Genomic DNA, 14540 nt, shown 5'->3' with positions numbered 1-14540 from the left:
CGGACGCCCCGCAGTCAGATCCCGGCCAGCACGCGCAGGTGCGCGACGACGCTGCGCCCGAGCGCGGACAGGTTGTAGCCGCCCTCGAGGCAGCTGACGATGCGGCCCTGCGCGTGACGGCGCGCGACCTCGACGATCTGCGCGGTCAGCCATTCGAAGTCCGCCTCGACGAGACCGAGGCCGCCGATGTCGTCTTCGCGATGCGCGTCGAAGCCCGCGGACACGAACAGCATCTGCGGCTTGAACGCATCGAGGCGCGGCAGCCAGAACATGTCGACCGCCTCGCGAATCGCCATCCCGTTGCTGCGCGCCGGCATCGGCAGGTTGACCATGTTCGGCGCCTGATGCTCGGCGCCCGAGAACGGATACAGCGGGTGCTGGAAGAAGCTGCACATCAGCACGCGCTCGTCGTTCGCGAATGCGGCTTCGGTGCCGTTGCCGTGATGCACGTCGAAGTCGACGATCGCGACGCGCTCGAGGCCATGCACGTCGAGCGCATGCCGCGCCGCGATCGCGACGTTGTTGAAGAAGCAGAAGCCCATCGCGCGTGCCGGCTCCGCGTGATGGCCGGGCGGCCGCACGCTGCAGAATGCATTGCCGTAGCGCCCCTCGATCACCGCGTCGGTCGCCGCGATCGCGGCGCCGGCCGCGCGCAGCGCCGCGCGCCACGTATTGCGGTTCATCAGCGTGTCGGGATCGATCTCGGCATAGCCGTCGGCCGGCGCCCTGCTGCGGATGTAGTCGATATGCGCCTGCGTGTGCACGCGCGCAAGCGCCGCTTCGCTCGCGAACGGCGCGGTCTCGTGCGCGATCAGGTCGTCGATGCGGCTCGCGATCAGCTGGTCCTGGATCGCCGACAAACGAGCCGGGCATTCCGGATGCCATTCCCCCATCTCGTGCAGCATGCAGTCGGGGTGCGTATAGAAGGCGGTTGCCATATAAGCGTCGTCCGCAGCGCAGGTGCGCCGCAGGTCTCCATCAATGAGGTCCATCGTCTGTCGCGAATTCGCCGCTAACTTACCACAACGGGGCGCCGGTTCGCCCCGGCGCGGCGGATGCGTCGGGTATACTGCGCCGAACACATTTGCCTTGTCCGCCCCGGTTCGTCATGAATTACAAGAAGCCTGCCGCACCCTTCTCCGCGTCGTACCGCGTTCGCCTCCCACTCGTTGCCATCGCCCTCGCCGCTGCGCTGTCCGCCATGCCGGCCGGCGCGCAGACGCGGCCGGCGGCGTCCGCCGGCACGCGCGTCGGCCAGGCCCAGCCGCAGCAGCCGACGTCGCCAGGCCAGACCTTCGAGGAAGAGATCGTCCCGCAGCGTTATGCGAACAACGCGCAGGTCGATGCATTCATCGACGAGATGGCGAGCCGCCATGCCTTCGATCCTGCCAGCCTGCGCACGCTGTTTGGGCGCGTGAGCTACTCGGCGACCGCGGTCAAGCTCGTGAAGCCCGCGCCGTCGCCGACGGTGAAGAACTGGCGCGTGTATCGCTCGCGCTTCATCGAGCCGATCCGCATCAACGCGGGCGTGAAGTTCTGGAAAGCGAACATGGCGACGCTGCAGCGCGCGTCCGAGGAATTCGGCGTGCCGCCGGAGGTGATCGTCGGCATCATCGGCGTCGAGACGATCTACGGCCGCTACATGGGCAACTTCCGCGTGCTCGACGCGCTGACGACGCTCACCTTCGATTATCCGGACACGCCGAATCGCGACAGCCGCCAGGCCACGTTCCGCAAGAACCTCGAGGACTTCCTCGTCTGGACGCGCGACAACCAGCTCGACCCGACGACCGTGCTCGGCTCGTACACGGGCGCGATCGGCATCCCGCAATTCCTGCCGAGCAGCATCCGCGAATACGCGGTCGACTACGAAGGCAACGGCCACGTCGACCTGCGCAACAGCCCGGCCGACGCGATCGGCAGCGTCGCGAACTACCTGAAGCAGCACGGCTGGGAAAACGATCGCCCGGTGGTCTGGCAGATCGCGCCCGACATCGGCAGCCAGGGCATCGCGCAAGCCGCCGCGGACGGGCAGCCGGAACCGCACTGGGCGCTGTCGCAACTGTTGCGCGCGGGCCTGACGCTCAACGAGCCGGCGATCGATATCGCCGCCGAGGCGGACACGCCGGTCACCGTGGTCGATCTGCCGTCGCCGGGACGCGCGACCGAATTCATGCTCGGCCTCAAGAATTTCTACGTGCTGACGCGCTACAACCGCAGCTTCTTCTACGCGCTCGCGGTCTACCAGCTCGGCGAGAGCGTGAAGGCGCAGATGGAGGCAACCGGCGCGCTCAGGCCCGCCGCCGCGAGCCCGCCGCAGGCCGCGCAGTAAACTCGGCCCGCCCATATGCAAGAAAGCCCCGCGATCGCGGGGCTTTTTCGTTTGATGCGAAGGCGTCTGCTCGCTTACGCGGGAAACACGCCCGTCGACAAATAGCGGTCGCCGCGGTCGCAGATGATGAACACGATCGTCGCATTCTCGACCTGGCGCGCGATGCGCATTGCGACTTCGCACGCGCCGCCCGACGAAATGCCGGCGAAGATGCCTTCGACGGCCGCAAGCTTGCGCGCCATCGCTTCGGACGCCGCCTGGCCCACGTTCTCGACGCGGTCGACGCGGCTGCGATCGAAAATCTTCGGCAGATAGGCTTCCGGCCACTTGCGGATGCCCGGGATGCGCGAGCCGTCTTCCGGCTGCGCGCCGACGATCTCGATCTTCGGGTTCTGCTCCTTCAGATATTGCGACACGCCCATGATCGTGCCGGTCGTGCCCATCGCCGACACGAAGTGCGTGATGCGGCCTTCGGTGTCGCGCCAGATTTCCGGGCCCGTCGCTTCATAATGCGCGAGCGGGTTGTCCAGGTTCGCGAACTGGTCGAGGATCACGCCCTTGCCTTCGCGCTGCATCTGCTCCGCGAGATCGCGCGCCAGCTCCATCCCGCCCTTGACCGGCGTGAGGATGATTTCCGCGCCATAGGCGGCCATGCTCTGGCGGCGTTCGACCGACAGGTCCTCCGGCATGATCAGCACCATCTTGTAGCCGCGGATCGCCGCGGCCATCGCGAGCGCGATGCCCGTGTTGCCGCTCGTCGCCTCGATCAGCGTATCCCCCGGCTTGATGCGGCCGCGCGCCTCGGCCTTGCGGATCATCGACAGCGCCGGGCGGTCCTTCACGGACCCCGCCGGGTTGTTGCCTTCCAGCTTCGCGAGAACCACGTTGTTGCGCGCGCGAATCTCGTCGTCCGGCAAGCGGACCAGTTGCACCAGCGGCGTGTTGCCGATCGTGTCTTCGATAGTTTTGTAAGCCATGGAGATACCGTGAGTGCGAGGCCGATCAATCGGTCGATTTTAAACCAGCGCAGAAGTGCGCGCCGCCTACCCCCATTGCAGCGATGGATACCGGCGCCGGGCGACCATATACGCGCAAGGGGGGACGCCATGCAAAAAACCCGCGGCATGCCGCGGGAAACCGTCGCAACGACGGCCTGAAGGAACCGTTCGTCCGGCTCGCGAACCCGACCCCGGACGCGCTATTTCTGGGCGGTGCGCGCAGTGGCCGGCTTGGCGGGCGCCGTCACCGGCGCGGCCGCGGGCTTGGCGGCGGCCGGCGCGGCGCCGGCCGCGCCAACCGTCAGCCCTTCGCGCTGCAGCCGCTCGACCGTATGGCCGCCCATGCCCTTCACGCGCGCCGCGAGGTCGTCGGCATTCTTGAACGGACCGCGCGCGCTGCGTTCGTCGAGGATCGCCTTGGCTCTCGCGGGCCCGATGCCCTTGATGCCGATGAGCGCGTCCTCGCTCGCGGTATTGACGTCGACAGCCGCCCACGCCGACGCAATCGCGCCGAACAGGGCCGCCGCAGCGAACCATTGCTTGATCATGTTCCGGATCTCCAAGTAAAAACGGTCGGCGGCCGCCGACCGTGAGACCCAGTCTAAGGATTCGACGCGCCCGCTTAAACCTGGCCGGACAGCCAACGTACGTAGCGGTCGACGCCTTCCTGCACCGTCAGGAACGGCGCATCGTAGCCGGCTGCGCGCAGCTTCGTCTGGTCCGCCTGCGTGTAGCACTGGTACTTGCCGCGCAGCGCGTCCGGGAACGGCACGTATTCGATCAGCCCCTGCTCGACCTGCTGCGCGAGCGTCAGCGACGGCAGGTTGTCGAGCGCGCGCAGCGTGTTGACCACCGACGTCGCGACGTCGTTGAACGGCTGCGCACGGCCCGTGCCGAGGTTGAAGATGCCCGACTTCTCCGGATGATCGAAGAAGAACAGGTTGACCTTCGCGACGTCCTCGACCGACACGAAGTCGCGCGTCTGCTCGCCCGGCGCGTAGCCGTTGTATTCGCCGAACAGCTTGACCTTGCCTTCCGCGCGGAACTGGTTGAAGTTGTGGAACGCGACCGACGCCATGCGGCCCTTGTGCGTCTCGCGCGGGCCGTACACGTTGAAGTAGCGGAAGCCGGCGATCTGGCTCTTCGCGCTCGGCAGCACGCGGCGGATCACCTGGTCGAACAGGAACTTCGAATAGCCGTAGACGTTGAGCGGTGCCTCGACCTCGCGCTCCTCGACGAAACGCGTCGAGCCGCCGTAGGTCGCCGCCGACGACGCGTACAGGAACTGCGCGCCCTGTGCGAGGCACGCATCGAGCACGGCGCGGCTGTAGCGGAAGTTGTTGTCCATCATGTAGCGGCCGTCGTGTTCCATCGTGTCGGAACACGCGCCTTCGTGGAACACCGCGCGCACCTTGCCGAAGTCGCCGCGCGCGAAGCGCTCGACGAATTCGGTCTTGTCGAGATAGTCGTCGATCTCGCAATCGACGAGGTTCCGGAACTTGTCGGCGCGCGTCAGATTGTCGACCGCGATGATGCGCGTCTCGCCGCGCTCGTTGAGCGCCTTGACGAGGTTCGCGCCGATGAAACCGGCTGCGCCGGTGACGATGAGGGTCATGATCGTCCTGCCTGAAAGGAGAAATGAGGCCGCGCGCCGCGCGTTCGTCGCGCCGCGCGCCCGCGCTCAATGAAACAGTTCGTCGTAGTCGACCGTGGCCGTACCCAGCTTGCCGACCACGATCCCCGCCGCGCGATTCGCCAGCACGACCGCATCGACGAGCGGCACGCCCGCGCCGAGCATCGTCGCGACCGTCGCGATCACCGTATCGCCCGCGCCGGACACGTCGAACACCTCGCGCGCCAGCGCCGGCGCGTGCAGCTCGCCCGCATCGGAGAACAGCGTCATGCCCTCCTCCGAACGCGTGAGCAGGAGCGCATCGATGCCCAGCGACGCACGCAGCTTCGCGACCCGGTCGCGCAGGTCGTCTTCCGACTTCCATTGCCCGACGACTTCGCGCAACTCGGCACGGTTCGGCGTGATCAGCGATGCGCCGCGATAACGCTCCCAGTCGTCGCCCTTCGGATCGACGAGCACAGGTTTGCCGGCCGCGCGCGCCTTCGCGATCATCGTCGTCACGTGCGTGAGGCCGCCCTTCGCGTAATCCGACATCAGGATCACGTCATGCTGCGGCAGCAGCGCGTCGAAACGCGCGAGGCCCGCCAGCAGCACCTCGTGGGTCGGCGTCGCCTCGAAGTCGACGCGCAGCAGCTGCTGCTGGCGCGCGAGCACGCGCAGCTTGATCGTCGTCGGCAACGACGGGTCGCGCTCGAGATGCGGCGTCACGCCACTCGTGCCGAGCAGCTCGACGATCCGCTCGCCCGGCTCGTCGCAGCCGACCACGCACAGGAGCCCCGCCTGGCCGCCGAGCGTCACGGCGTTGCGCGCGACGTTCGCCGCGCCACCGAGCCGCTCTTCCTGGCGCTGCACGTGCACGACCGGCACCGGCGCCTCCGGCGAAATGCGGTCGACGTTGCCGAACCAGTAGCGATCGAGCATCACGTCGCCGACGACCAGCACGCGCGAGCCCGCCAGCTGTTCGCGCGGCACCGGGGCCACTTCGCGCGGGGCGCTCATCGTCAGGTCATCCACGGGAGCCAGCCTGGGGGTCGACATGGGGGCGTCCGATCGCGTAGTAATCGATGCCGAGCTCGGCCATCGCTTCCGGCTCGTACAGGTTGCGGCCGTCGAAAATCACCGGCGCCTTCAGCTCCGCCTTGAGCCGGTTGAAGTCGGGGCTCCTGAATTCCTTCCATTCGGTGACGATCACGAGCGCGTCCGCGCCGGTCACCGCCACGTCCTGCGTGTCGACGAAGTGCAGGCGCGACAGCGCGTCCGAACCCTCGCCGAGATCCAGCGCGAACACGCGGCGCGCCTCGTCGATCGCGACCGGATCGTATGCGCGCACCGTCGCGCCGCGCTCGAGCAGCTCGGCGATCAGGCGGCGGCTCGGCGCCTCGCGCATGTCGTCGGTGTTCGGCTTGAACGCGAGGCCCCAGACCGCGAACTCGCGGCCGGCCAGATCCGCGCCGAAGCGGTGCTCGATCTTGCCCAGCAGCACGGCCTTCTGCGCATGGTTCGCCTCCTCGACCGCTTCGAGAATGCGCAGCGGCTGGCCGTTTTCGCTCGCGGTGCGGATCAGCGCCTGCACGTCCTTCGGGAAGCACGAACCGCCGTAGCCGACGCCCGCATACAGGAAGTGGTAGCCGATGCGCGGATCGGAACCGATCCCGCGGCGCACGGCCTCGATGTCGGCGCCGACCTTGTCGGCCAGGTTCGACATCTCGTTCATGAACGAGATGCGCGTGGCGAGCATCGCGTTCGCCGCGTACTTCGCGAACTCCGCCGAACGCACGTCCATGTAGATGGTGCGCTCGTGGTTGCGGTTGAACGGCGCGTAGAGCTTCTTCATCTTCTCGCGCGCGATCTCTCCCGTCTCGTCGTCGTCGACGCCGATGATGATCCGGTCCGGACGCATGAAGTCCTCGACCGCCGCGCCTTCCTTCAGGAATTCCGGATTCGACACGACCGAGAACCGGTGCGCGACGCTGCCCGCCAGGCCGCGTGCTGCCAGCGCCTCGTCGACCACGCCGTGCACGCGCTGCGCGGTGCCGACCGGCACGGTCGACTTGTCGACGATCACCTTGAAGCCGGTCATGTGGCGGCCGATGTTGCGCGCCGCTTCGAGCACGTATTGCAGGTCGGCCGAGCCGTCCTCGTCGGGCGGCGTGCCGACCGCGATGAACTGGATCTCGCCGTGCGCGACGCTCGCCTCGACATCGGTCGAGAAGCGCAGGCGCCCGGCCGCACGGTTGCGGGCGATGATGTCCAGCAGGCCCGGTTCGTGAATCGGCATGCCGCCGTTGTTCAGGATGTCGATCTTGCGCGGATCGACGTCGAGACAGAAAACGTCGTGGCCGATTTCGGCCAGGCACGACCCCGTGACGAGACCGACGTAACCGGTGCCGATGATGGTGATTTTCATAGATGTTCCGGTGATGGTTCCCGGTGATTGACTAACTTGGCCGCCGGGTCGCACCCGGCGGCGTCCGCATCGCGTTCGCTCCGCCGGCCTCGATCAGTTCGGCACGGCGGGTTCGACGCGGCGCGGCGCATAGGTTTCCCAGCCGCTGCATCCGGGGCATTGCCAGTAAAAGAGCCGCGCCCGGAAACCGCAATTCTGGCACGTATACCGTGGCAAATTCTTGGTGCGCTGCTTGATCAGCGCACGCATCATTTCAAGTTCCTTACGGCGCGCTTCGTCGGCCGTCGCGATCTGCGCGTCGAGCAGGTGCAGCATGCCCGACAGGTTCGGCGACTTTTCCATCTGCGTGCGCGCGAGCAGGTGCGCGGCATCCTGGCCGCGCAGTCCGGCGATGTGCTGGTACGCAGTGTCGAGCAGGTCGTTCGACGGGTAGCGGTCGACATAGTCCATCAGCAGCTCGGCGCCCTCGCCGGCCCGGTCGAGCGCGACATAAGCCTTCATCAGCTTGTCCGCGACGAGCGGCAGGTAGGCCGGGTTCTGCGACTCGACGCGCTTCCAGTGGCCGATCGCGGCCGCATGGTCGCCGGCCGCCGCCGCCGCGTCGCCGGACAGGATCGTCGCGCGGACGTTCTGCGGATTCGCGGCGAGCGCGAGCCGCAGCTGTTCCGTCGCAGCCTCCGCGTTCTTGCGCTGCAGCGCCTCCTGCGCGAGCTCGCAGTGGAACTGCGCGATTTCGGTGCCGAGAGAACCCGCGCCCATCGACTCGATGCGCTTCGCGGTTTCGATCGACTTGTTCCAGTCCTTCTCGATCTCGTAGATCGTCAGGAGCGCACGCTGCGCGCCGAGCGCGCGGTCGCCGTCGACCAGCTTGTGGAAAGCTTCTTCCGCGCGATCGAGCAGGCCGGCCTTCAGGAAATCCTGGCCGAGCTCGTACAGCGCGTGGTCGCGTTCGTTGACGGGCAGGTCGGTGCGGCTCAGCAGGTTCTGGTGCACGCGGATCGCGCGGTCCGTCTCGCCGCGACGGCGAAACAGGTTGCCGAGCGCGAAGTGCAGCTCGACCGTTTCGGGGTCGAGCTTCGCGACCTCGATGAACGCGTCGATCGCCTTGTCGGGTTGTTCGTTCAGCAGAAAATTCAGGCCGCGGAAATACGAGCGCGGCAGGTTCGCGCTCTCCGACAGGAGACTCTTCAGGTCATAGCGTGACGCCACCCAGCCGAGTGCGAAAGCGACCGGAATCGCGAGCAACCACCAGAAATCCAGATCCATGCGAAATATCGAAGCGGAAACGAAAACCGCGCGGCTTTTCGCGCGGCTCGAAAGGTCGTTAAATGACCGGCGGCATCGGCGGTTGGTCGATGACGGCCGGAGTTTCGCGCGCCGCGCGCAGGTCGCGCTTCAGGCGCCCGTTCTCGACGCGCATGCGGAAGATCGCAGGCACCGCGGACAGCAGGCCGGCGATCAGGCCGACGCCGAAGAAAGCGAGACCGATCAGGATCAGCGGAGCTTGCCAGGCGTAGCCGGCAAGGAAATTCAGCGTCGCGGTTTGCGTATTGGCCAGCGCGAGCACCAGCAACAGCACGAACACCAATACCCGGATCAGCCAGACGATAAATTTCATGAAGCCCTCTCGTTGATTGAGATTTCGCCGCAGCGCACGCGACTCCCCTTCGCCACGCCGAATCGACCCGTATTGTAAAGGATGCGTTTCCGCGTCAGCGCATCCGTTGCACGCACGAACCCGCGCGCATCAGACGCATGTCGCGAAAATGAAAAAAGCGCCCGCAAGGGGCGCTCTTCTTCAGCCTTTGCCGGATGGGTTCCGGGCGGGCCGGGCGACGTTCAACGATCGTCGTCCGGCTCGTCGGCCTTCAGCGGCTCACCGGCGCGGCCGTCGACGCGTTCGCGCAATTCCTTGCCGGGCTTGAAGTGCGGCACGAACTTCTCGGGCACCTGCACTTTCTCCCCTGACTTCGGGTTGCGTCCGACGCGGGCCGGGCGACGGTTGAGACCGAAGCTGCCGAAACCCCGAATTTCGATGCGATGCCCTTTGGACAGAGCATCGGACATCGCATCGAGCATCGTTTTCACCGCGAAATCCGCATCCTTGAGGACAAGTTGCGGAAATCGCGATGCCAGCTGCGCGACCAACTCGGATTTGGTCATACTTCAGCAGACCTCGTAAGGCTTACTGGTTCTGGCCGTCGAGCTTGGCCTTCAGCAGCGCGCCGAGGTTGGTCGTGCCCGTCGCGGCGGAGCTGGTGTCGGCTTGCAGGCCGCGGATCGCTTCCTGCTGCTCGGCCGAATCCTTCGCCTTGATCGACAGGTTGATGCCGCGCGACTTGCGATCGATGTTGATCACCATCGCGTTGACCTTGTCGCCTTCCTTCAGCACGTTGCGTGCATCTTCGACGCGATCCTGCGAGATTTCCGACGCACGCAGGTAGCCTTCGATGTCGCCCGTCAGCGTGATGACCGCGCCCTTCGCGTCGACCGACTTAACCACGCCGTCAACGATCGAGCCCTTGTCGTTCATTGCAACGTAGTTGCTGAACGGGTCGCCTTCGAGTTGCTTGATGCCGAGCGAAATGCGCTCCTTCTCGACGTCGATGCCGAGCACGATTGCCTCGACTTCGTCGCCCTTCTTGTACTTGCGAACCGCTTCTTCGCCAGCTTCGCTCCACGACAGGTCCGACAGGTGGACCAGGCCGTCGATGCCGCCCGGCAGACCGATGAACACGCCGAAGTCGGTGATCGACTTGATCGCGCCCGTGATCTTGTCGCCCTTCTTGAAGTTGCGGCTGAAGTCATCCCACGGATTCGGCTTGCACTGCTTCATGCCGAGGCTGATACGACGACGGTCTTCGTCGATCTCGAGGACCATGACTTCGACTTCGTCGCCCAGCTGGACAACCTTGGACGGAGCAACGTTCTTGTTCGTCCAGTCCATTTCCGACACGTGGACCAAGCCTTCGATGCCCGATTCCACTTCGACGAATGCGCCGTAGTCGGTGATGTTCGTGACCTTGCCGAACAGGCGCGTGCCCGACGGGTAGCGGCGCGAGATGCCTTCCCACGGATCGTCGCCCAGCTGCTTGATGCCCAGCGAGACGCGGTTCTTCTCTTGGTCGAACTTGAGGATCTTCGCGGTGACTTCCTGGCCAACCGACAGGACTTCGCTCGGGTGACGCACGCGACGCCATGCGATGTCGGTGATGTGCAGCAGGCCGTCGATGCCGCCGAGGTCCACGAACGCGCCGTAGTCGGTGATGTTCTTGACCACGCCGTTGACGATCGCGCCTTCCTTCAGCGTCTCGAGCAGCTTCGCGCGCTCTTCGCCCTGGGTCGCCTCGATCACTGCGCGGCGCGACAGCACGACGTTGTTACGCTTGCGGTCGAGCTTGATGACGCGGAATTCGAGCGTCTTGCCTTCGTACGGGGTCGTGTCCTTGACCGGACGCGTGTCGACCAGCGAACCCGGCAGGAACGCGCGGATGCCGTTGACCATCACGGTCATGCCGCCCTTCACCTTGCCGGTGATCGTGCCGGTGACGAGTTCGTTGTTGTCGAGTGCCTTTTCCAGCGACAGCCACGATGCAAGGCGCTTCGCCTTGTCGCGCGACAGGATCGTGTCGCCGTAGCCGTTTTCGAGCGCGTCGATCGCGACGGACACGAAATCGCCCGCCTGCACCTCAACCTCGCCCTGATCGTTCAGGAATTCCTCGATCGGAATGTAAGCCTCGGACTTCAGGCCTGCATTGACGACCACGAAGTTGTGGTCGACGCGCACGACTTCGGCGGAAATCACTTCGCCGGCGCGCATGTCTTGGCGGGTCAGCGACTCTTCGAACAGAGCCGCAAAGGATTCGGTATTCGGGTTGGAGGTTTGCAGGTCGGACATAAAAATCTGATTGTGCATGGATCGCTGTGCCACGCCGACCGGAATGGTCGGCTGAAAGGGCCAGATCGAGGTCCACACGGGGTTAAGGGTTCAAAACGCGCTCCGCACTTGCGGCGCGGAGCTCCTACTGCTGCCCTGCCCTTTCAGGCAGGCTGGCCGAGCGCCCGGTACCACTGCAGCACCTGATCGACCGCCTGGTCGACCGAAAGCGCCGACGTATCGAGCAGCTTGGCATCTGCCGCGGGCTTCAGCGGCGCGGCCGCGCGATTGCTGTCGCGCGCGTCGCGATCACGAAGATCCCGGAGCAAGTCATCAATATTAGCAGAAAAACCTTTTTGCATCAATTGCTTATGCCGTCTGGCCGCGCGTGCCTCGACGCTGGCCGTCAGGAACACCTTCAGCACGGCGTCCGGGAAGATCACCGTACCCATGTCACGGCCGTCCGCGACGAGGCCCGGCGTCTTGCGGAACGCGCGCTGGCGGGCGACGAGCGCGGTGCGCACCGGCGCATGCACGGCGATCGCGGACGCGCGATTGCCGACCGCTTCCGCGCGAATGTCGTTCGACACGTCCGCTCCGTCGAGCTGCGCGCAGCCTTCGCGGAACGTGATATGGAGATCGTCGATCAGTTTCACGAGCGCGTCGACGTCTTCGGCCGCGATGTCGTAGCGCATGCTCGCCAGCGCGGCGAGGCGGTACAGCGCGCCGCTGTCGAGCAGGTGAAAGCCGAGGTGGGCGGCGACGAGCGCCGCGACGGTGCCCTTGCCGGAAGCGGTCGGGCCGTCGATCGTAATGACCGGGGTCGGGTGAAAGGGTCGGTTCGATTTCATCGGAAATACGGGGTCAGGCTTTCGCGAGCGCGGTGAAGCGGTCGAAATAATCGGGGAATGTCTTGCCGACGCACTTCGGATCGTTGATGCGCACCGGCACGCCGCCCAGGCTCACGAGCGAGAAGCACATCGCCATCCGGTGATCGTCGTACGTATCGATCGCCGCGTTCGGCGTGAGCTTTTTCGGCGGCGTGACGACGAGGTAGTCCGGCCCTTCCTCGACGGTCGCACCGACCTTGCGCAGCTCGGTCGCCATCGCCGCAATGCGGTCCGTCTCCTTCACGCGCCAGCTTGCAATGTTGCGCAGCGTGCTCGGGCCGTCGGCGAACAGCGCCGCGACCGCGATCGTCATCGCCGCGTCGGGAATCAGGTTGAAATCCATGTCGATCGCTTCGAGCTTGCCGTGGTCGTGGCCGATGCCGCGCACCTCGATCCAGTCGTCGCCCATCGTCACGTTCGCGCCCATCTGCATCAGCGCGTTGGCGAAACCGACGTCGCCCTGGATGCTCGCCCGCCCCACGCCCTCGACGCGCAGCGGGCCGCCGCCGAGCGCGCCGGCCGCGAGGAAGTACGACGCCGACGACGCGTCGCCCTCGACCATGATCCGGCCCGGCGACTTGTAGCGGACGCCGGCCGGCACGATGAAGCGCTGCCAGCCCTCGCGCTCGACGGTCACGCCGAAGCGCGCCATCAGCTTGATCGTGATCTCGATGTACGGCTTCGAGATCAGTTCGCCGTCGACCTCGACGACGATCCGGCCGTCCGGCGCCTTCACGAGCGGCAGCGTCATCAAGAGCGCGGTCAGGAACTGGCTCGACACGTCGCCGCGCACAAGGATCGGCGCGTCGACCTTGATCGACGCCGGCTTGATGCGCAGCGGCGGGAAGCCTTCGTTCTGTTCGTAGTCGATCTGCGCACCGATCTGCCGCAGGCCGTCGACGAGATCGCCGATCGGCCGCTCGTGCATGCGCGGCACGCCGTGCACGCGATAGTCGCCGCCGTTGACCGCGAGCGCCGCCGTGAGCGGCCGCACCGCGGTGCCCGCGTTGCCGAGGAACAGGTCGGCCGTCCTCGCGGTAAACGCGCCGCGCGTGCCGGAGACGACGCAGGTGTCGCCGTCGCGCGCGAGCTTCACGCCGAGCTTGCCGAGCGCATCGAGCATCACGCGCGTGTCGTCGGAGTCGAGCAGGTTGGTGATCGTCGTTTCGCCTTCGGCGAGCGCCGCGAGCAGCAGCACGCGGTTCGAGATGCTCTTCGAGCCGGGCAGGCGCACGGTGCCCGACGCGCTGGAGTACGGGCCGAGATCGAGATATTCCATGGGAGCTTCCTGTTATTTCCTGATCGTTTGGGCGGGCTGTCCGGGGGCCGGCTCGCCGGACGCGTGCTTGCCGCCGCGCTCCTGCCACGCCGAGCGCGCGGCGCGCGAACGCGCGAACACGGTTTCGAGCGCCGCGCCGTCGCCCGCGTCGATCGCGGCCCGCAGCCGTTCGAGCACGCGCGTGTAGCCGTCGAGCTCGTCGAGCAGCGCGGCGCGGTTCGCGACGCAGATGTCGCGCCACATTTCGGGGCTCGATGCGGCGATGCGCGTGAAGTCGCGGAACCCGCCCGCCGCATACGAGAATTTCAGTTCCGCGTCCGCCTCGCCGAGGATCTGCTCGACGAGCGCGAACGACAGCACGTGCGGCAGATGGCTCACCGACGCGAACACGCGATCATGCTGCTGCGCGCTCATCGTCCGCACGTCGGCGCCGGTCGCGCGCCACATCGCGTCGATCCGCTCGACCGACGCAGCCGGATTCTCCGGCAGCGGGCACAGCACGACGTTGCGGCCGACGTACAGGTCCGGCAGCGCCGCCTCGACGCCGCTCGACTCGCGCCCGGCGATCGGATGCCCCGGCACGAACTGCGCGAGGCGCGCGCCGAGCGCGTCGCGCGCGGCGGCCACCACGTCCGACTTGGTGCTGCCCGCGTCGGTGACGATCGTCGCGTCGTCGAGCCACGGCGCGATGCGCGCGAGCAGCGGGCCCGTCTGCGCGACCGGCGCGGCCAGCAGCACCAGATCGGCGCCGGCGAGCGCGTCGCGCAATTGCGCATCGTCGTCGAGCGCCGCGGCGCGATCGATCACGCCGAGCGAAACCGCCCGCTCGACCGACGCCGGCGAGCGGCCGACGCCGACGATTTCGCCCGCGCCGCCCGGCGCGCGCTCGCGCAGCGCGCGGGCCAGCGATCCGCCGATCAGGCCGACGCCGAAGATGACCAGTTTGTTGAATGCAAAGCCTGACACGACAAGAGCCAAGTTGCGCGTGGCGGCCGATGCCGCGCTACGCGAGAGTCCAGATTCCGGGCGGACCGGCGGCCGGCGCCATGCGCCGAACGTCGTCCGCCCCGCCTTCGGCAGCGCCGACCGGCCTGCCTTGCCCACTCCGGCGCGACGCGCGCCGA

At 66.7% G+C, this 14540-nt stretch carries 14 protein-coding genes; 1 reads left to right on the top strand and 13 read right to left on the bottom strand.

All coding sequences use genetic code 11. The annotated features are described in order from the left end of the window. Window positions 1–14: 14 nt before the first annotated feature. Window positions 15–938 carry a histone deacetylase family protein gene (locus B7P44_RS05435; RefSeq protein WP_084906429.1) on the bottom strand — a complete coding sequence of 308 codons (924 nt, stop codon included), beginning with the start codon at window positions 936–938 and terminating at the stop codon, window positions 15–17. Window positions 939–1108: 170 nt separating this feature from the next. Between B7P44_RS05435 and mltB the strand changes: the two genes are divergently transcribed. Then, entirely contained in the window at window positions 1109–2332 is a 1224-nt protein-coding gene (gene mltB, locus B7P44_RS05430) for a lytic murein transglycosylase B (RefSeq protein ID WP_084901537.1), read from the top strand. A gap of 74 nt (window positions 2333–2406) precedes the next feature. Here the strand turns inward: mltB and cysM are convergent, their stop codons facing one another. The 12 genes from cysM to B7P44_RS05370 form a co-directional block, all read right to left on the bottom strand. Further along, window positions 2407–3309: a cysteine synthase CysM gene (gene cysM, locus B7P44_RS05425; RefSeq protein ID WP_084901533.1), complete on the bottom strand. Its 903-nt coding sequence runs from the start codon at window positions 3307–3309 to the stop codon at window positions 2407–2409. Between the two features lie 221 nt (window positions 3310–3530). Further along, a complete protein-coding gene (locus B7P44_RS05420) occupies window positions 3531–3878 on the bottom strand; it encodes a ComEA family DNA-binding protein (protein WP_084901530.1) in 348 nt (115 codons plus the stop codon). Window positions 3879–3952: 74 nt separating this feature from the next. Beyond that, on the bottom strand, window positions 3953–4945 hold the full coding sequence (gene rfaD, locus B7P44_RS05415; protein ID WP_084901528.1) for an ADP-glyceromanno-heptose 6-epimerase: 993 nt from the start codon (window positions 4943–4945) through the stop codon (window positions 3953–3955). Between the two features lie 66 nt (window positions 4946–5011). After that, window positions 5012–5962: a D-glycero-beta-D-manno-heptose-7-phosphate kinase gene (gene rfaE1 / locus B7P44_RS05410; RefSeq protein ID WP_088511468.1), complete on the bottom strand. Its 951-nt coding sequence runs from the start codon at window positions 5960–5962 to the stop codon at window positions 5012–5014. Window positions 5963–5969: 7 nt separating this feature from the next. Continuing rightward, complete coding sequence (locus B7P44_RS05405; protein ID WP_084901523.1) at window positions 5970–7370, bottom strand: UDP-glucose dehydrogenase family protein; 1401 nt, start codon at window positions 7368–7370, stop codon at window positions 5970–5972. Between the two features lie 93 nt (window positions 7371–7463). Next, window positions 7464–8636, bottom strand: a complete 1173-nt coding sequence (gene lapB / locus B7P44_RS05400; RefSeq protein ID WP_084901520.1) for a lipopolysaccharide assembly protein LapB — start codon at window positions 8634–8636, stop codon at window positions 7464–7466. A gap of 58 nt (window positions 8637–8694) precedes the next feature. Then, the gene (locus B7P44_RS05395; RefSeq protein WP_010091746.1) at window positions 8695–8988 is read right to left on the bottom strand and encodes a LapA family protein; all 294 of its coding nucleotides are present in this window, start codon (window positions 8986–8988) and stop codon (window positions 8695–8697) included. A gap of 221 nt (window positions 8989–9209) precedes the next feature. Further along, window positions 9210–9533 carry an integration host factor subunit beta gene (locus tag B7P44_RS05390; protein ID WP_010091745.1) on the bottom strand — a complete coding sequence of 108 codons (324 nt, stop codon included), beginning with the start codon at window positions 9531–9533 and terminating at the stop codon, window positions 9210–9212. A gap of 22 nt (window positions 9534–9555) precedes the next feature. Next, window positions 9556–11268 (bottom strand): 30S ribosomal protein S1, encoded by a 1713-nt coding sequence (gene rpsA / locus B7P44_RS05385; RefSeq protein WP_010091744.1) that lies wholly within the window; start codon window positions 11266–11268, stop codon window positions 9556–9558. 143 nt (window positions 11269–11411) lie between these two features. Next, complete coding sequence (gene cmk / locus B7P44_RS05380; RefSeq protein ID WP_084901517.1) at window positions 11412–12098, bottom strand: (d)CMP kinase; 687 nt, start codon at window positions 12096–12098, stop codon at window positions 11412–11414. A 13-nt stretch (window positions 12099–12111) separates the two neighbouring features. Beyond that, the gene (gene aroA, locus B7P44_RS05375) at window positions 12112–13416 is read right to left on the bottom strand and encodes a 3-phosphoshikimate 1-carboxyvinyltransferase (protein WP_084901515.1); all 1305 of its coding nucleotides are present in this window, start codon (window positions 13414–13416) and stop codon (window positions 12112–12114) included. A 12-nt stretch (window positions 13417–13428) separates the two neighbouring features. Next, entirely contained in the window at window positions 13429–14382 is a 954-nt protein-coding gene (locus B7P44_RS05370) for a prephenate dehydrogenase (protein ID WP_084901512.1), read from the bottom strand. Window positions 14383–14540: the final 158 nt, after the last annotated feature.

It is taken from the genome of Burkholderia ubonensis subsp. mesacidophila (assembly GCF_002097715.1).
Classification (GTDB): domain Bacteria; phylum Pseudomonadota; class Gammaproteobacteria; order Burkholderiales; family Burkholderiaceae; genus Burkholderia; species Burkholderia mesacidophila.
This window is presented reverse-complemented; position numbering and strand designations above follow the sequence as displayed.